At 54.2% G+C, this 18,106-nt stretch carries 17 protein-coding genes; 9 read left to right on the plus strand and 8 right to left on the minus strand.

Annotation, left to right across the window (positions count from 1 at the left end; genetic code table 11):
- The first annotated feature begins 34 nt into the window (after positions 1 to 34).
- Positions 35 to 790, plus strand: coding sequence for a response regulator transcription factor (locus EI42_RS00570; protein ID WP_111317610.1), 756 nt, complete (start codon positions 35 to 37; stop codon positions 788 to 790).
- A gap of 69 nt (positions 791 to 859) precedes the next feature.
- Here the strand turns inward: EI42_RS00570 and EI42_RS00575 are convergent, their stop codons facing one another.
- Positions 860 to 1,894 carry a lipid II:glycine glycyltransferase FemX gene (locus EI42_RS00575; protein ID WP_170142254.1) on the minus strand — a complete coding sequence of 345 codons (1,035 nt, stop codon included), beginning with the start codon at positions 1,892 to 1,894 and terminating at the stop codon, positions 860 to 862.
- A 274-nt stretch (positions 1,895 to 2,168) separates the two neighbouring features.
- Between EI42_RS00575 and EI42_RS00580 the strand changes: the two genes are divergently transcribed.
- On the plus strand, positions 2,169 to 3,230 hold the full coding sequence (locus tag EI42_RS00580) for a GH39 family glycosyl hydrolase (protein ID WP_111317614.1): 1,062 nt from the start codon (positions 2,169 to 2,171) through the stop codon (positions 3,228 to 3,230).
- On the opposite strand, the gene EI42_RS00585 is transcribed toward EI42_RS00580, so the two are convergent.
- The 5 genes from EI42_RS00585 to EI42_RS00605 are packed head-to-tail and all read right to left on the minus strand — an operon-like array spanning position 3,225 to position 8,561.
- Complete coding sequence (locus tag EI42_RS00585; RefSeq protein ID WP_170142255.1) at positions 3,225 to 4,073, minus strand: PIG-L deacetylase family protein; 849 nt, start codon at positions 4,071 to 4,073, stop codon at positions 3,225 to 3,227. The two genes, EI42_RS00580 and EI42_RS00585, sit on opposite strands and share 6 nt — an antisense overlap.
- A 24-nt stretch (positions 4,074 to 4,097) precedes the next feature.
- Positions 4,098 to 4,655: an acyltransferase gene (locus EI42_RS34195; RefSeq protein ID WP_111317619.1), complete on the minus strand. Its 558-nt coding sequence runs from the start codon at positions 4,653 to 4,655 to the stop codon at positions 4,098 to 4,100.
- Positions 4,656 to 4,664: 9 nt separating this feature from the next.
- The gene (locus EI42_RS00595; RefSeq protein ID WP_111317622.1) at positions 4,665 to 6,161 is read right to left on the minus strand and encodes a flippase; all 1,497 of its coding nucleotides are present in this window, start codon (positions 6,159 to 6,161) and stop codon (positions 4,665 to 4,667) included.
- On the minus strand, positions 6,145 to 7,371 hold the full coding sequence (locus EI42_RS00600; protein WP_111317625.1) for a carboxylate--amine ligase: 1,227 nt from the start codon (positions 7,369 to 7,371) through the stop codon (positions 6,145 to 6,147). Before EI42_RS00600 ends, EI42_RS00595 begins: the two co-directional genes overlap by 17 nt.
- Before the next feature lie 26 nt (positions 7,372 to 7,397).
- Positions 7,398 to 8,561, minus strand: coding sequence for an FAD-dependent oxidoreductase (locus EI42_RS00605; RefSeq protein WP_111317627.1), 1,164 nt, complete (start codon positions 8,559 to 8,561; stop codon positions 7,398 to 7,400).
- Between the two features lie 447 nt (positions 8,562 to 9,008).
- Between EI42_RS00605 and EI42_RS00610 the strand changes: the two genes are divergently transcribed.
- From EI42_RS00610 to EI42_RS00635, 7 genes are read left to right on the plus strand one after another with little or no spacing between them, the layout of a single operon-like run.
- The gene (locus EI42_RS00610) at positions 9,009 to 10,034 is read left to right on the plus strand and encodes a hypothetical protein (RefSeq protein WP_111317630.1); all 1,026 of its coding nucleotides are present in this window, start codon (positions 9,009 to 9,011) and stop codon (positions 10,032 to 10,034) included.
- 28 nt (positions 10,035 to 10,062) lie between these two features.
- The gene (locus tag EI42_RS00615; RefSeq protein ID WP_111317633.1) at positions 10,063 to 10,791 is read left to right on the plus strand and encodes a CpsD/CapB family tyrosine-protein kinase; all 729 of its coding nucleotides are present in this window, start codon (positions 10,063 to 10,065) and stop codon (positions 10,789 to 10,791) included.
- A 27-nt stretch (positions 10,792 to 10,818) separates the two neighbouring features.
- Positions 10,819 to 10,950: a hypothetical protein gene (locus EI42_RS34200; RefSeq protein ID WP_281278861.1), complete on the plus strand. Its 132-nt coding sequence runs from the start codon at positions 10,819 to 10,821 to the stop codon at positions 10,948 to 10,950.
- An 11-nt stretch (positions 10,951 to 10,961) separates the two neighbouring features.
- Positions 10,962 to 12,545 carry an O-antigen ligase family protein gene (locus tag EI42_RS00620; protein ID WP_111317635.1) on the plus strand — a complete coding sequence of 528 codons (1,584 nt, stop codon included), beginning with the start codon at positions 10,962 to 10,964 and terminating at the stop codon, positions 12,543 to 12,545.
- Entirely contained in the window at positions 12,493 to 13,683 is a 1,191-nt protein-coding gene (locus tag EI42_RS00625; RefSeq protein ID WP_111317638.1) for a glycosyltransferase, read from the plus strand. The genes EI42_RS00620 and EI42_RS00625 overlap by 53 nt, the downstream gene beginning before the upstream one ends.
- Positions 13,684 to 13,701: 18 nt before the next feature.
- Positions 13,702 to 14,913, plus strand: coding sequence for a glycosyltransferase family 2 protein (locus EI42_RS00630; protein WP_111317641.1), 1,212 nt, complete (start codon positions 13,702 to 13,704; stop codon positions 14,911 to 14,913).
- Between the two features lie 30 nt (positions 14,914 to 14,943).
- Positions 14,944 to 16,170 carry a glycosyltransferase family 4 protein gene (locus EI42_RS00635; RefSeq protein WP_111317643.1) on the plus strand — a complete coding sequence of 409 codons (1,227 nt, stop codon included), beginning with the start codon at positions 14,944 to 14,946 and terminating at the stop codon, positions 16,168 to 16,170.
- A gap of 6 nt (positions 16,171 to 16,176) precedes the next feature.
- Here the strand turns inward: EI42_RS00635 and EI42_RS00640 are convergent, their stop codons facing one another.
- Both EI42_RS00640 and EI42_RS00645 read right to left on the minus strand, forming a co-directional pair.
- Positions 16,177 to 17,532 carry a polysaccharide deacetylase family protein gene (locus EI42_RS00640; RefSeq protein WP_170142256.1) on the minus strand — a complete coding sequence of 452 codons (1,356 nt, stop codon included), beginning with the start codon at positions 17,530 to 17,532 and terminating at the stop codon, positions 16,177 to 16,179.
- 322 nt (positions 17,533 to 17,854) lie between these two features.
- The gene (locus EI42_RS00645) at positions 17,855 to 18,070 is read right to left on the minus strand and encodes a hypothetical protein (protein ID WP_111317649.1); all 216 of its coding nucleotides are present in this window, start codon (positions 18,068 to 18,070) and stop codon (positions 17,855 to 17,857) included.
- Positions 18,071 to 18,106: the final 36 nt, after the last annotated feature.

Raw genomic sequence — 18,106 nt, forward strand, 5'->3', positions numbered from 1 at the left:
TCGGACCACCTAGTAGAAACAGGAAGGTATCGTCATGAAATTGCTTATTGTTGACACTGACCGGGATTGGGTTGAGATGCTTACCGGATGGCTGAAAACTCTGGGGTATGAGGTCTGCCGAGCCTATACGCTGGACCGCGCTAAACGCGAATGGGAAGAACAACAGCCTGATCTCGTCATCCTTGAGCCAACAATGGAAATAATCGGCGAAACGGATGCCCTGGCACTGTGCCGCGAGCTCCGGCGCAAGCATGATGCTCTGATTCTTGCGACCACTCGTGGCAAAAGCGAGCAGGACGAGATTTACTGCCTGGAATCGGGCGCAGATGACTATCTCTGCAAGCCCTTTTTCCCGGGTCAACTGCTTGCCCATATCCGCGCCCTGACGCGCCGCGTCCGCTCAACACTTTCGTTACAGCCCTCATCACTCATCACGGTTGGCCCGATCAGCATTGATGCCCTGCATAATCAAGTCACGGTGCGCGGGAAAACCTTCAACCTGACGCCGACCGAAGGAAAACTCCTGCATTTTCTCGCAATCAACGCGAACAACGTGTGTACAGCCAATCAGATCGTATCACACATCTGGGGCTATGGAAACGATGGGGATATCTATTTGATTAAATCGCATATTCATCATCTCCGCCAAAAAATAGAACCCGATCCGAGCAACCCGACCTATATCATCACGATTCGTGGCGTTGGCTACTCGTTAGTCCGACGGGCTGCCGAAGAAGATGCCTACATCTCTGAGGAAACCGCGCGCACGCTTCGCGTTATAACCGGCTAACATTCAGACATGTCGACCCTTGAATACACGCTCAAGGCATCGTGTCGGCAGTGCAGGTGACACGATGCCTTAGCCCAGATGTCTGTATAGATAGCCTCCCAGAGGCCCGGCAACAGCAGGCGGCAAGCGTCGCCAACAGGCAGTCAAGACGCGATACTTCGCGCTGCTTTCCGAGGTTGCAACCATCCCGGCAACCTCAGGGAAGTAGTAATAAGGCAGAGGCTCCATTGCTGCCCCCCAGCGCCGCTTAAATTCCATAAGCCCCTCGTTATCGCGTGCCGTTCGACCAAGATCAAAACGGCGATACCCGTGTGTACCTCCCCAGCTCAACGCCTCCCACAACAGCAGGTTGTTCGGCGCAAGCTGCAAGAAGCGCTCAGAAGAGGCCCCATAGGCATAACGAACTGTTGAGCCGTACGCCAGCAAAATCATCCCTGCGATCACGGTTCCCTGATATTCTGCCAGCAACAGATGCAGGTGACCGCGTGAGGCGAACGCATCCCAGAGATCAAAGAAGAAGGCTCGCGGCTGCGCAGGCATGCCATGCTTATTGCGCGTCAACAAATGCAGGCGATAGTAGAGCGCCATTTCATCCCGCTCACGTGCCGGACGCACCTGTACCCCCTGATTCCGGGCCTTCTTGATCTGGCGCTGAACCGGCTTCCGTAGCCGGTTCCAGAGCGTACCGGGATCGCTGTCCAGCTCCAGCATCCAGCGCACATAGAGATTGCTTTCCATCAGTTCGTCATGACCTTGCAGACTGGTTCCGGGCCGCAATTCCAGATACCGCACCCGAGAGCGACGCGCCAGATCCAGCGCCTGACATACCAGCTCTCGTTCGGCAGAGATATCAGCCGCAATAACGGGGCAATAATCGGAAAACGGAAACGAAACCAACCGCCTCCCGGTAAGCGGGCTGCTCACCAGGCTTACCGGCAACATACCAGTGATACGCCCTTCCCGGTCGGTCGTGGTCAGTATCTCCGTATGATATCCGTAGCGCCTGGCGACCAGCGTAAGCCATGCCTGATCGTGGAAGAACGATTCTTGCAATTGCTGCTCAACCAGAGGATGAAAGCTCGCTTCCGTCCGTGTTTCTTGCATCTTTTGCCTATCTTTCCGTTGCCAGGATCTATCAGTCACCAGTACCATAGCATCTGCACATAGAAATAGTGTCGGCTTTTCTGTTGCAAAATCGTTAGATACCGCGCTATGAGTTCCCATTTTCGCTACTTTCGCTTTCCAGCGGTCAGCAATAGCTCTGCCTGCACCTGTCTTATCAACCATTTCGCAACATATCTGTCAATCCTTTTATAACCCACAGATGCTACAGTAAGATTGGAGACCTTGAGCATCTTGAGGAGAGGAAAAACATACCATGCGTTTCACCAGAAGTCTGCGGCTGGCCTGTTGCATTCTGGTCCTTTTTCTGAGCGCCTGTAGTGCCACTGTCAGCCAGAAGCTCCCCGGGGATGCGACCGCGACAAAGTCACCCCCGACAGCAACCGCCACGCAAAAGCCGCTGCTTCCCGGCCAGCGCATCTGGAAAGACGGCGCGTCTTCCTTTCTCTTCGGCACCAACGACACACAGGAATGGAGCGAGAACAACATCCAGACCAGCCCGAGCATTCAAAAAGCCCTCAAAGAGGCACACTTTACGCTGCTCCGTACGTTCTTCTTTGATAAAAGTGAAGCCGACGACCATCACCCGATCACAGATGACGAGATCGAGCAGCGCCTGAAGACGGTCGAGAATACCGGAATGTCCTGTCTGGGCGTGCTCTTCAATGTCTTTAACGTGGAGTTTATGAAGCACGTCGTGCAACTGGCGGGTTCAAGATGTTTGCTTTACGAATTTGGCAATGAGCCCGACTTTATGAAGATTCCCATCAAAGACTATCTGAAACAATGGAATACAGTTATTCCGATGCTACGCCAGATCAACCCGCAGGCCAAATTCATCGGACCGGTCACCTATACACACGAAGATACGGAATACATTCAGGGCTTTCTTGATGGTGTGAAGGAATCCGGGGTTATGCCCGACGCAATTAGCTTCCACCTGTACCCCTGCTGGGAAGATAGCCGCGAAGGCTGTCTGGCAAAGGCAACCGACTATTATAATGCCGCGCTCTCGGTCCGCAAGATAGTTCGAGACACCCTCGGGAAAGAGCTACCAATAGGGGTCACCGAGTGGAACTATGACCCGGCAAACCCGCCGCCACCTTATGGCGATGAGCCGGAGTTTATCAAGGCATACACCAAAACGGCTCTGTACTCACTCTTCAAGGCCGGGGTCGCCTTTGCCAACCAGTTCGACGCAGCGAGTTATAGCGGCTATGGCAGGCTCGATATGTTCGATGTCGATACCAACCAGCCAAAGCCTCAATACGATGCGATGAAAGAAATGATCGCGGAATATCGCATTCCCGAATCATAGGAGAGCGAGCAGACGCTCCTGTTCCCTCCTCTCACAGGGAGCATGCCAGAAGCGTTCCAGCGCCGCCTGTCGTGCTGGATGCAAGGCCAGCGCATATTCTTCGATCGCGTGATACATGGTTTCGGCTGAGCCAAAATTAAGCGCAACCTGAGAAGCATAGCGCTCGGAAGCCTCCTGACGCAGATGAAGCACATCACTGACATCGTGCTGTGTCGTCTTCAACACGCTCCCTGTTTCATTGGCAAGGGCCCGCAAACGCTTCTGAAGCACTCCGGGAGTCATACTGTAGGGGAAATCCTCATAAAAGTAGACCTCGGCCCCGAGCCAGCGTATATAGTTTGCTGCTGCAAACACAAGCTGATGATCGACATGACCACCAAGCGCGAGCGGCGCATACCAGACCATGCGCGGAAAACGCCGCTTGACCGCCTCAAGCTCCCCGATCAACTGCTGCATAATCCAGAGATCCTTGATATGGACGCGCCCCGCAATGGCCCGCTTCCAACGATAGAGGGGAGGCGTCCCCCGATAGATCGCATCTGGATAGTTCAGCCAGAGGTAGTCGGCCTGTAAGAGCGCAAGAGCTTGTGCATCTTCGTCCTTGCGTGTCTGCACTAACGCTGCTCCCTGCCCCATCACTCGATGAAGCTTGCGCGCGAACGGGCTCAACTTGAAACAGGGGGCTATCTCACGCGCAAAGACTGTAATCACCAGGGGACGGCACTCGGAACGCCCTTGTAGCGCAATGGTGCCACCACAGGAGTAGACAGCATCGTCAAAATGAGGTGAAAGAAAAACACAGCGATGCTCTTCGGTGATCTCCGCCAGGCTATGAACCTGCACGAATATTCCTCCTCTCTCGTCTGGCTACGCCATAAATGGCCGGTAATCCAGCTCATACGAAGGATCTTTCAACTGTCGTTCACCTATCACCCGCGCTGGCACACCTCCAACAACCGCAAAAGGAGGGACATCTTTTGTCACCACAGCCCCGGCCATCACGACCGCGCCACGCCCGATAGTAAGCCCGCACAGGATCGTGGCCCGACTACCAATCCAGGCATAATCCTCAATCACAACCGACTGATAAATACTCTTATTCTCTGGATCGTTGATATCATGCTTTCCTGAGATAATCCAGACGCCCGGCGAGATACTGACATTGTCCCCGATCCGCACGCCACCGGTTACGTGGAGCAGACACTTATAGTTAATTACCGTATGATTCCCGATGAAGACGCGCCGCGACGGCTCTCTGCGCAGCCCGGCCATCTGGGTAAACAGCCCCATCATCAGCGTTGTCTTGCGCCCAATATGCCAACCAAGCACCCGCCGATACCAGGCATACCGTATTGTGTAGAACGGGATATAGGCAATCACATAGTTTGTCAGGAATTTAATAATATCACGCAGGAATCCAGGCATACAACCTCCTCAAGACAGCTTCACCGGTTCCTCCTGTCCCCCATTGAGGGAAACTGAGGCATTCTTGCGCTGTGCTTTATAGCGAACAGCCTGATAGAGCGCCAGCAAATCCTCGCGGGGAATACTCCCAAGCAGGAAGGCGAAAGCCAGATACACTACCATAGCAGCAGGCAGAATGACAAAGATATGGAAGCGTTGCAGCAGGAACGCCACAGCAGCAAGAGCCACGCACGCCACCAGTGTCTTGAGCAGCACCATCGCACTCCGACGCGGCAACAGGTGGCGCGGAACCGAGAAGAAGAAATAGAGTCCGCAGAGTAGCATTTCAGTGCATGAGGTAATCGCGGCAGAGCCTACATGCTGGAAAAGCTGAATACAGACCACGTTTCCCAGACAGTTAAAGACCAGCGCAATAGCTGCCTGCACCATAATCTTCTTTTCCTGCTTCAGGCTGACCACAATCGCGCTGAAAATGGAGTTCAGATACAGAAACACCAGTCCCGGAGCCAGCGCTTGCAGGACCGGGATTGTATGGTCAAATTCGGTTCGATGATAGAGAAAACCAAGAATATTCGGCGCTGATAGAATCATCAGCGTCGCAATGGGCAGCCCGCAGAACAACAGAAAGTTCATCGTCTTCTCAATGGCCGTCTTGAGAGCCCCTTCATCCTGCATCGACAGTTTTGAGAAGACAGGATACATGATAGCCGAGATAATCAGATTGGGCAGGAATGTCAGCGTATCAAACAGGCGATAGCCCGCGCCATACCAGCCCACAACGGCATCATTGGTCATTAGTGAAAGCATTACCGTATCAAGGCGATAATACAACACACCAACCATTCCATACACAATGAAAGGGATGCTTGTGCGTAACAGGGCCCGCAAGACGGCCCGATCCAGCGCGAAACCGAAGCCAACTGCCTTGAAGCACCAGAACGCCTGCCAGAGCATACTGACCAACGAGCCGCCAAGTAGCACGAACGCCATCGTCTGCACTGTCGCCCCGTTCCTCAACAGCAGAATACCCACCAGCGCCGTCAGCCCCTTCTCCAGAATAGTGCCGATGACCGGATGCAAGACACGCTCAAACGCGTAATGCACCGAGCCAAACGTGGTCGCGATCGAGGTGCTGAGGAGCGAAACGCCACAGATCATCACCAGACGGTAGACCTCTTCGCTGTAGCCAAGCAGCCGGCAGAGAAACAGCAACAGCGCAAATAACACGACCCAGAGCACGGTTTTGATCAGGACCGTGTTCGAGAGGTAGCGCAACGCCTGATCCGGCCTCTGCGCCACTTCCCGTGTCACTTGCTGATCGAAACCACGCTCGATGGGAATCCCGATCAGTAGCACAAAGCTGGTAGCAAAATAGAGCTCACCGAACTTCACATCACCCAGAAAACGCCCATAGGCCGCCATTAACAGGAACGTCGAGGCCCAGGTGACAAGCTGCCCTGCCAGTGAAATGACGGTGTTGTTCACCACTCTACGGAGCCTGCTCATTTAACACTCCCTTCACAGGAAAGCCACCAGAAAACGACCGGGGGAACACCCGCCTCATCAGCGCTATCGCGAAATCGGCGGGCAGCGGAACGGGATCGTTCAGGTCAAACACGGAGAAGACGGTCCGCCCGAAGAGAGAGCGCAGATAGGTGAACGGCGTACTGAGCCCCTGCCGCACCTCCTGAATGCCTGCCGGGATATCGGTCAAGAGGCGCACCCAATGGTAGCCATACTGAGGTGTCACCGGCTCAATTGGCATGTCTAATGCCGCGCAGTACTGCATATAGGAAAAATCCAGACCACAGGCAGGACAGAGCGCATGCCAGCCCCAGGGACGCACGTTCACATCCAGCAGCTTATATGTGCGCACGCGAGCATCGTACTTGAACTCGATCTCGACCATGCCCGAAACTCCCATATGGCGCACCAGTTTCTCAGCCAGGGCCACGAGTTCGGGATTCTCAAGTGCCTCAACGAAGCTGCTTCCCAGGCCGTAATCAATGGGATATTGGCGGGTTCTTCTGACTGTCATACAGGCCACAATGCGCCCCTCGTGACAGAAAGCCCCGACCGAATATTGCTCTCGACCCGGTCCGGGAATCAGTTCCTGCACCATAATCTCATCAGCTCGAATTACCGCTGCCGCCCGCTGATACTGTGCACGTAGTTCATCAAGCGTCATCGCGGAAAGCGCCTTCCGCCGCAGCGTATATTGCAAATGAACTGAGATCGCTGGCTTGATAATCACGGGAAAGGGAATATCCAGCATACCTAGATCGCGCTCGTTGCGGGGATACCACGTTTGCGGATAGGGTACACCCACTTCGCGGGCGAGCTGATCAGTCAGTCGCTTATCACTTGACCAGCGGATTACATCCCAATCCTGCGTCACCAGTCGGTATAACCGGGAGAGCGGACCTGAGTGTCTGGCAATCAACTCAACACCCTCATCCTGTACGGGGATCAGGACGGCCCGCTCAAAACCTGGCCTCTTCGCCAGAGACAACAAAAAGTGCAGAAACCGTTCATCACCCATGTACCCGCCCCATCTGATACGCATTCTGGTATAGCGCGAAAACCAGGCAGAACGAGGTATATTGTCAACCACAGCGCACGGTATACCTCTTCGCCCAAGACTACGCACAACACCTAGCGCTTTAAAATCGCTCCCAAGCACAACGGCTAATGGCATCTCATGCTGCTGTGACATACATTTCCCTTTATCTTCTCAACTTGTTATCCTTCTGCCCTCGCATATCGCGCAATCTGTTGAGCTGGAACTTTCGCGCCCGCTACAAAGCGGCAGATGGGGCCGAAGGTGTGATTTGCCAGGGCACCCGCGACATGCAATCCGGGAACCGAGGTCTCGAACCACTGGTTCAAGATTGGATAGCCGTTTCGTGTCTGGATTTGCGCTCGCAGTTCGGGTGAGAGGTAGTCCACCTTGCGAATATCCGGGCGGTAGCCTGTCCCGAGGAAGAGAAAATCAATCTCTCGTTCCGTCCTGTCACTCAGGTACAGCCGCAGCGTCTCACCTCGCACCTCAGCTCGCACCACCTGTGTTCGCTCGGTCACACGCACACAGTTCTCAATGCGCGGACGCAGCCACTGCGCTCCCGCGGGACGAACAGCGCGGCGATCCATCACCTGACGGGCCGTATCTGGAAACTTGCGGAAGAGAAGCGGGAATGAAACCAACCAGTTCAGTCCCGGAGGCCCCACATCACTGGGCGGATAGAAGATGTGCTTCAGCGGCCCCGTCGAGTCATAGAGTTTGCGGTTAATCCAGATCACGGGACCACGCGCAATCAATTCAACCTGCGCCCCGGTCTCGTTCAGCAGCGCCGACGTCTCCAGGGCACTCTGACCGCTTCCCACAACGACAACACGCTTGCCTTGAAACGGGGTATAATCCGTCTCAACATGGGTATGGGCAACCAGTGATGCGGGAAGATCGCGGGCAAAGTCAGGCACATGGTAGAAAGGAGCGATCCCTGTTGCCAGCACCACAGAATGAGTTTTCAGGCTGCGCCCATCGGCCAACTCCAGCCGAAAACCATTGCCGTCTCGTTCTAACAGACGCACATACGTCTCATCCACGTCTGGCACGGCCTGTTGCTGAAACCATTGCCCGTACTCCACAAAGAATGACAAGGGGATCGGCTCCCGGCGCCCGATCCCTCGCACCTGGCAGTAACGATCCAGACTATAGTGACCCTCGGGATCAAACAGCGTTGAGGCACTCCACACGGACTTCAGATACATCCTTGCAGGCATTTTTTCCCAGAACTCCATAGGCTTTCCAAAGACCTGTGTTGGAATTCCCTGAGCCAGTAAATGGGCCGCGATTGAAAGGCCATAAGGACCTGCACCAATAACGATCCGGGTGTTCTTTTCCACCGCTTTTCCTCTGTCTGCTTCTCAGTCTCTTTGTTTCGCTTCACATGAAGCTACAACATACAAATCCTCCGTCTGCAACAGAAGATACCACCCGTCCGTTCTGAAAAGATCGTCTCTCAGGTAGAGAGTTTGTCGCAATTGGTAGAGTTTAGCCCGATCTTGGTATCAAATTGGTAGCAAGATGCACACAGAAAAAGGTATTGATATCGCAACCATCTGCTATCATTCCCGCCGCTTCGTTCAGGCTCAAGCAGCGACTGACCCGATATCTGCCCGCTACCGGGAATCAGGTACCAGAATATACACAGAGCCTTCCTCTTCCTAACACTTTCTCGACATTCATAACAACCAATTCACGATAGAAGTAGTGTATCCTCAAGGGTGTACTTATCGATGTACTATCCTGAAAAGCGACCAATCCGTTTTTAGTGGTCAGAGGAGTCCGCTATGCGTCGTACGCTAGAGGAGATTTTTCGGCACAAGCTGGCACTTCTCCTTATTCTACTGATCCCTCCGCTTATCAGCGCTGTCGTTGTCTATTTCCTTCCCTATACCTATCGCACGACCGCCTCACTCTGGGCCCTGCGCCGTTATGAGGTTATCGGCAGCACCGGAGTTGAAAGCAATCTCGAAGCCACACCAGCCACAACCCAGGTAACCGCGCTCAACGAGCTACTTCACACGCGCGCCGTTGCCCTGAATATCGCCAGGAACACCAATGTAGCCGCCACGCTCAACCTGCCTCAGGATGTCCTTTCGACCCCATCACGGCTGGATGATGCCCTCTATGAGGAGATCACACAGAACGTTGAGGTCAAAGCTCAGGGGTATAACATGTTTACCGTCTCGTATGCAAATCGCGACCCTCAAATAGCTCAAAAAGTAGTTCAAGCCGTTCTTCAGAACTTTAGTTCTCAAAGTCAGGTATTGATTATTGCTGAAGCGCAAAAGTTACTGGAAAATTATAAAAAGTTGCTCCAGGATGCACAAAATGAATTAAAGACAGCGGCGGATGCAGAAGCAAAATTCCTTGCCGACCATCCAGATCTCACGCAGGATGTTTTGCGCACCAATCCCGATTATGCCTCGCTCTCCAACCCGCAATATGCCCTGCTGCACTCCCAAACCAAGCAGGCACAAGCCAAAGTAGAGAATATCCAGAACAGTATTGCGGATCTGCAACGCCAGCTAAGCAGCCAGGGAAAGGACACAGACACCATTTTCAGCGTGATCGATCCTCCGAAAGTCCCACAATATCATGAGTCGCGAACCCGCCTGTATCTCATCGCAGCCGGTGTAGCTCTGGGCCTCGCACTCGTAAGCTGCGTCATCTATATCGTTATCCTGTATCGTCGCAATCGCGCCATTTACACCGCTCAGGACCTGCATAAAATGAGCAATCTACCCGTGTTGATGCAGGTTCCGCAGCTGGCAGCAAAGGCTATTCCTGTTGCCCTTGAACAGACGCGCTAGGCATCCGAAACAGAAGGAATGAAGTAGCATGCAAACACAGGATCAACAGCAAACATCTCTGACACCCGTCAAGCAGCAGGCCAAAACGCCACAGAGCTCACCCCTTCCTCCGGCCATCGCGAAACAGGACAAGGCCAATATCTCCATGCTTCAAGAGCGGTGCAGGCAACTCTGTCTATCCACCTTTTTCCCTGACACCGACCCGGCTCGCAGTCTCGGCATTACCAGCTCGATTGCAGGAGAGGGGAAAACCTTTCTTGCGGCTATTATGGCAAAAACCCTCGCGAACGACACAACCAACCCGGTAACGCTGCTTGAATGCAACTGGGAACACCCGGATATACACACGTATTTTGAGATTCCAGCGACCCCCGGCCTGGCGGAATGGCTTCGCGGCGAGTGCCAGCTTGAAGATATCCGTTACATTGTCGGGCCAAATCTGACGGTAATTCCCGCCGGAAATGGCAGGTCGAGCGCGGTGAAGCAGCTTCAGCAGATGCGTCAACATGGTCTGCGGAAACTCTTCAACACCCCTGATGACTTCTTTATTGTTGATCTTCCGCCGGTGGTCTCATCGGCATATGGGAAACTGGCCGCTACGCTGGTGGAATCGCTGGTGATTGTAGTGCGCTCTGGCGAAACGACTGATCTGATGATCGCCGAAACAACCGAGCAATTGAAGAATCTGCCAGTGCAGGGCGTGATTCTGAACCAGATGGTCAGCAAGATTCCACGCTGGTTGCAGCGCCTGCTCTAATACCCTGAAAAGAAAGAACGAGGATATATGAAAACCATTGCCGCCTTGCTCAGCGCTTTTCTGCTGATCGGGCTATGCTCACGCTCGTTTACCCGGCGCACGCGCTGGCTCTTGTTCTCTCTTGTTGCTGCAATGGTTCTCTTTGTCTCATTAACCTGAAAAGCGTGATTATGGCAATGCATCAACTCTTTCATCCCGAGGGAAAACTGGCAGACGTCCAGACATTACAGGCAACTCGAAAGCGTTCCGAAACGCGGCTTTTCGCCTTGCTCTTTGCCATAACCATCGGAATCACGCCGCTCATGACACTGGTCGGCGTACAGATTGGCTTCTTGCTGCTGGCCAGCCTCGGTGTGGTGATTCTCTGCCTGCTTTTCATCCTCCGTTGGCCCTCTATCGGTCTGTTTCTGGCAGTAGGGTGCGTGGTCCTGATCGAACAGAACGCCCGCCCGATACCTATCGGCACAGATCGGCTCTATCTCTTCTACTGGCCGCCTCAATTGGAGGGACTGGTTGAGCGCCCGATAGGCTTCTTCTTCCTTTTCACGCTCCTGATCCTTGTCGGTCATAGGCTCTCGAAACGACAGCGCCCGCTTCTGGGCGGTCCCCTTTTCTGGCCCTACTGCTGCTTTCTGCTCTGTGTGGCATGGGGAGTGCTCCACGGCCTGACCAGCGGAGGCAGTCTTAAATCTACGGTGCTGGAAGTCCGGCCCCTCTGGTACCTCTTTCTCTCCTATATGCTGGCATACAACCTGCTTGAGCGTAAAGAGCAAGTACAGGTGTTTTTCTGGCTTGTCATTCTGGGAGCGACCTTCAAAGGCTGGCAGGGCGTTTATATCTTCATTGTACAGTACGGCGGGCAGATGCACGGGCACAACGAGATCATGTCGCATGAAGAGTCTTTCTTCTTTGTGGCGCTCTTGTTGCTGGTCATGCTCTTCTGTCTGCATCATCGGCGGCGGGGACAATTTCTCGTGGCGTTACTGGCGCTGCCTCCGGTGATCTTCTCGACTATCGCCAATGATCGCCGCGCCGATTATGTTGCGTTGCTGGCAGGAATGGGCGTCGCGTGGTGCCTGATCTTCGTCCTCAAGAAGCGACTACGCCCCCTGTTGATCGCGCTGATGCTCTTCTGTGCGCTACTCGGCGGTGCCTACACACTTGCCTTCAGTCACGCGAGCGGATTAGCGGGAGCGCCAGCCCGGGCCGTGCTCTCGGTCTTTAACGCGCAACCAACCATCGATAAAGACGAGTATTCATCCAATATCTATCGAGACATCGAAAACTTTGATCTGAAGTATACGGCCAAACAGAATCCGCTGCTTGGCTATGGCTTTGGCAAAGAGTTCCTGCAACCGGTGCCACTCCCGGACATCTCAGAACAGGATCCATACTATACGCTGGTGCCACACAATACCATCTACTGGATCTGGATGCGACTTGGTCCGGCTGGCTATCTGGCACTCTGGTATCTCTTCGGCGCGCTGATCGTGCGAGGCTGCATTATCGCCCGCACGCTACGGGACCCCTATTTGCAGCTTGTCGCGATTTATGTAGTCGCTGTTGCAGTGATGGAGATTATTGTTGCCTACGCCGATTATCAATTGTTCTTCTATCGCAATGTGATCTATCTTGGCCTGCTCGCGGGCATCCTGTTCAAGCTGCCCACACTTGACGCCGCTCAACAGGGAGGAGAGAGGAATGAGACTACTCGTCATATCCCCTTATCTGCCGTCGCCCACGTGGGGCGCTAAAGCGAGAAGTTTCTTTCTGCTTAAAGCGCTGGCACAGCAACATCCTGTCTCGCTCCTGGCAGCCGCTCAACCGGATGAAATCCATATAGAGGAGGATATCACCCGCCTGAGCAGCTTTGTCAACACGATTCATGTGCTTACACGTCCGGGCACAGGGCAACAGAAGCGCGTTCGTCAATTGCTGAATTTGGCCCGGGGAAAATCCAATACGCTTCTGCGCTACACGCATCCGGTCATGCAACAGGCCATTGACGAGCACTTTCGCCTGACTCACTATGATGCCGTGATCTTTGACTGTGCCCTGAGCGCGGGGATGCGCCTTCCGCCGGGAACCAGAACGATTCTGCTACAACATAATCTTGAGTTCGAGCTACTGTGCCGAAGCTATCAGCATGACAGTAACGCCCTCCGCAAGCTCTATAACTGGCTTGAGTATCGTCTTGTCAGGCCATACGAGCTGGCACAATGTAGCAAAGCTGATCTGATCCTTGTGACCAGCGAGCGCGAGCAGCATATCCTGCACAAGCTTGTGCCTGACCGCCCTATAGAGGTTGTACCTAACGGCGTCAATCTCACCTCCTTCACCCCCATCACTGAAGGTGAAGTGGAGCCACCACAACTGCTGTTCACTGGCTCGATTGACTACTATCCGAATACAAGCGGAGTCCTCTTTTTCGCCCGTGAGTGCTGGCCGACCCTTCGACAGCATGTCCCTGCGCTGCAATGGTGCATTGTCGGGAAGAATCCACCACCTGACATTCTGCGACTCGCCAACCAGCCCGGAATCACGGTAACGGGGAGCGTCCCCGACACACGCCCCTACTTTCAACGCACCTCTATCGCCATTGTGCCGCTGCTGATCGGCAGTGGCACGCGGATCAAGATTCTTGAGGCGCTCGCTATGCAAAAGGCCGTCGTCTCGACCAGTATCGGCGCAGAAGGGCTGGCGGTCGAACATGAGAAACATCTTTTGCTGGCAGACACACCGGAGGCGTTCACTGCTGCCATCCTCCGGCTCTTGCGCGAGCCTGAACTACGCCAGAGGCTCGGGCAGGCAGGACGCGCGCTGGTCGAGACACACTATAGCTGGCAACGATGCGGGGACCGCCTCCTCCACATCCTGGAACAGCTCGCTTGAACAGGGGGTATCGCTCTTATGCCTGTATTTTCGATGATGCTGGAAGCGCTTCGCTGGCTGCTTCTGCTGATGACGCTCTGTCTGGCCCTGCCCTTGCTCTATCTCTGCCTGCTTTCCTGCCTGGCAATCATCGTCTCGCGGAAACGGAGAACGCTGAATATTGCGCATGCCGACGACGTCACATTCGCGCTTCTGATCCCTGCCCATAATGAGGAAAGCGTGATCAAGAAGCTGCTTGAGAGCCTCGCGGCGCTTGATTACCCGAAAGATCGCTATACAATCCATGTGGTCGCAGATAATTGCACCGACCATACTGCTGAAATTGCGCGACCTTATGCCCGGGTTCATGAGCGTACCGATACCACCAGACGTGGCAAAGGATACGCGCTCAACTGGCTACTCAAGCGGATTGAAGGAGAGATCTATGATGCCTATGTCATCCTGGATGCCGATTCAGTGGTGACACCGTCCTTTTTACGTGCATTCGCCTATGAGCTCCGTAACGGTGCACTCGCCTTGCAAGGACAGAACACCGTCCTGAATCCTACAGACTCACCGAGCACGGCCCTGCGCCTGATCGCGCTCACCTTGATGAATCATGTACGACCACTCGGGCGCAACGGTCTGGGAGCCTCCTCGACTCTCACAGGAAATGGCATGTGTCTTGCCCGAGCCACACTGCAACGGCACCCCTGGCAGGCGTTCTCACTGGCCGAGGACTACCAATATTATCTGACGCTTATTACCAATGGCATTCGTGTGCGCTATGTGCCCGAAGCACTGGTCCGCTCCGAGATGCCAACCACGTTTCAGCAGATGCGCACACAGGATATTCGATGGGAAGCCGCAGAAGAGCAGCGAAGTACCTGGCAAACTGTATGCAGCCTGCTCAAGGCCGGGATACAACACCACGATCTGGCACGACTGGAGGCAATCGCAGAGCTTCTCACCCCACCACTCTCTGTCATTGTCAGTGGTTGCCTGCTCACGCTACTCGCATCTCTGGTTCTTTTTTCGCCCGTATCGCTTGCAATCAACGCTCTCCTTCTCCTGGCGCTCTGTTTCTATGCGGGCACTGCGCTGTATCTGCTCCGCCCTCCTCGGGCTGTCTATCTGGCGTTGCTGCACGCACCCCGTTTCATCCTCTGGAAACTGTGGGTCATTCTGGCACTGCGCAGGAACAAGAAGCATACCGGCGAATGGGTCCGCACAAGTCGCATATCATCGTAACTAGTTTGCTCAAAGAGGATAGGAAAAACAATGACACCGATTCGAGTTGCAACCATTACCTTCGACTGGTACCCGTTTGATGTACTCGTCCGCCGCGTCGCTGAAGCCGCAATAGACGGTGGCGCAGAGGTCGATGTCATTTGCTTGCGTCAGCCGCACGAGCAGAGCTTTGAGATCATCAACGGCGTGCGTGCCTTTCGCCTTCCGATGGACCGGGGCTTCGGGCGTTCTCTGCCACGCACGCTGCTCGATTGGAGCGTCTTCCTTCTACAAGCCGGAGTGAAAGTCGCACAGCTTCATCGACAGTGCCCCTATGATATTGTTCATGTGCACAATATGCCAGACTATCTTGTGTTTGCGGCGCTGCTCCCGAAGCTGGCCGGAGCGAAAGTCATTCTTGAGGTTCAGGATACCTGCCCGGAACTGATGGCAGCGAAAGCAAAATCAAACGTAAAACCGGTTGTTACCTGGCTTGCTCGGCTTCAGGAGCGGCTTTCGACCGCGTTCGCCGATCACGTCATCACGGTCGGACCTCCCTTTGAGCGCCTGCTGCTACAACGCGGCGTTCCACCAGAGAAAATGACGATCATTCTGAACAGCGCCGATCCGAAGATCTTCCCGGAAGCGCTACAGCAGCACCCGCGTCCGCGTGCCTCAGACGATGAGCCATTTATTTTGATGTATCACGGCACGATTTCCGAACGGAATGGCCTGGATATCGCGATCCGTGCGGTTGCCATTGCACGCCATGCCGTGCCGACACTGCGACTGGATATTCAGGGGCGCGGTGAACATCTACCCTATTTGCAGGAACTTGCCCGGAAGCTGGATGTTGCCGACCGAGTTGTCTTTACCGATAGTAGCCCTTCCGAAGAGCTAGTCCATTTTGTGGTGCATGGCGACATCGGCATTATTCCGTATCGCAGTGACGGTTTTATGGATCTGGTGCTCCCGACAAAGGCGTATGAATTCGCCTGGATGCGCCGTCCCATCATCGCCTCTGACACACCCGCGATTCGCTCGATGTTCCGTCCGGAGTCAATTAAGTTCTGTCGTCCCGAGCACCCGCAGGAGTTCGCCGATGCGATCATCTCCCTCTATGAGCACCCGGAGGAGCGAGCACGCATGGTTGCTAACGCGGCCGAGGATTACCTACCCTATCAATGGGAGAAGATGGCACAGCGCTATCAACACCTGTTGAGCGCTCTGGCTGAAAACCCCTTGCCGGAGAAGCGACCGCTCTCGATTGCCAGGTAGGCCTTTCTAGACGGCACTCTGCTCGTGAACCCTCTTCTGTTGATGCACTTCAAGGATGCGCAAGAAGAAATCCTGTATCGTGATTGAATCGATATCGCCGCTGATCGCCAGGGCAGCCCGGCAGTTGTTCGGCCAGGCGCCAAAATAGAGCAGCGGCGCATCGGATTGCTCGATACGCTGGATCAGTTCGCAACCAATCGAACGGAGTTCATGGCGCGAGGCTCCCATCCCTTCAGGCATGTCCAGGTAGAGCGCATACTGTTCGGCCTGTTCCTGCGCGCAATAGTGCGTGGGGTAACCCTCTTCCTGCAAAAAGTGGGAAACGGAACGCGGCGTTCGCAGCGAGAGGCCGATACAGGGGCACTTACTGGATTGCACGATACAGCGCGGCTTACAGGTAAGCTCTCGGCCCACGGTCGGAAGCTGGTAATCTACTGAGATGTTGCGAGCACGCAACGTTGCTCGTGGGGTACAGGTCGCCTCAATCTGCCAGAAATGAGATCCCCGGGGCGTGATCTGAATACTGAAGCGGCTGCGCTCGCGCCACCATTGGGCCACTTCATCCAGACGCGCCAGCCAGACCCCTCCGGGCAACTCGGCAGCGTAGCGCAACAGCATATCCAGCGGACGCCGACAGAGGACGCCCCGCTCCGGATGCAAGTTCAAGGCGTAGATCCCGCCATAGTCATAGACATTCTGCATCACGCGGCACCAGATCTCGCCCAACTCGTGCGCATTGGTGACGCGCAGGCGATCAAAGAGCATTTCATCATCGGGGATACTTGTCGGAATACGGAGCAGGTTTCCCTCAAAGTGCGGTCGCAGGGCATAGGTTCCAGGAGGAATAGCCTGAAAGAGTGCCAGTGACTTCTCAAGCCCATCCAGTAGCGTCGGCGTAAAGCGGCTGCGGTCTATGACATCGTGGATGACGGCCTCATTGCTATCATAGGTCAAGTCCAGCTCAGTAAACACGTCCAGCGTTTCTTCGGTCCACCCGAGATACGGATTACGGAATCCCTGAAAGACAAGTGGCACGCTCTCGAATACCTCTATCGCCCTACGCACATGGTGGTATTGCTCGTCCCGGTTCAGGGCCCGATAGTCGTTATGAATATATCCATGTATCCCTATCTCGGCTCCATTCTCGGCAAGCTCAGCAATAAGCCGGGGATGCCTCTGCAACACAATTGCGGGAATAAAAAAGGTAGGCGATCCCTTATAAGAAGAGAGCGCATCCATAATTGAGTAGAGAGAGCGACGTGTCCTCCCCTCAGTGAACCCAAAACGCGCAAAAACGGTCCAGAGCCGCCGGATAAAGTTGTGCATCCCTTTGGTTTTGATCGAGAATGAGACCAGATTCATCTGTTCGCTCCTGTATAGAATCGCCATGTTCTCTCCCTTCTACCCGATAAGGCCCCATATTTTTAATAATACGCCTTTCTATACAGAAGTTCGTTGTCTTTATCGTCTAGAAAAGGTCGCAACAGCCCCTATTTGGTATACATTTCTCATCTTTTGTGCCGACAAAAAAGAGCAAGGACAGGATACGACCTGTTGCTTGCTCTCGATAGCAGTTTCACGCTTCAGCAGCCGAACTGCTGCATCTGTTGCTTGCATGGGGAAACGAGCAGGGGCATTCCCGCTCCCTGTCCCAACAAGCGTCTGTTTCTGGCTTTCGTTCTATTTAGAGGTAATGCTGCTGCATTTCTTTCTGATTTACGGCCTGATAGATGGCTTCCCGATGTCTTGAGAGGAATTCTAGAAGCCCAAGTGTTTCTTCGGGGTCCATTGAACCATAGAAGCCGTTGGGGTCACCAACCTGATGGTAATACAGCTTGAGTTGTCCATTCTCAACACATGAATGATATCGTCCAATACGTTTGCACTCTTGCTCGTTCATAGTTCCTACTCCTCTTTGACTCGGTGCTATACACAG

The sequence above is a fragment of the Thermosporothrix hazakensis genome (genome assembly GCF_003253565.1).
Classification (GTDB): domain Bacteria; phylum Chloroflexota; class Ktedonobacteria; order Ktedonobacterales; family Ktedonobacteraceae; genus Thermosporothrix; species Thermosporothrix hazakensis.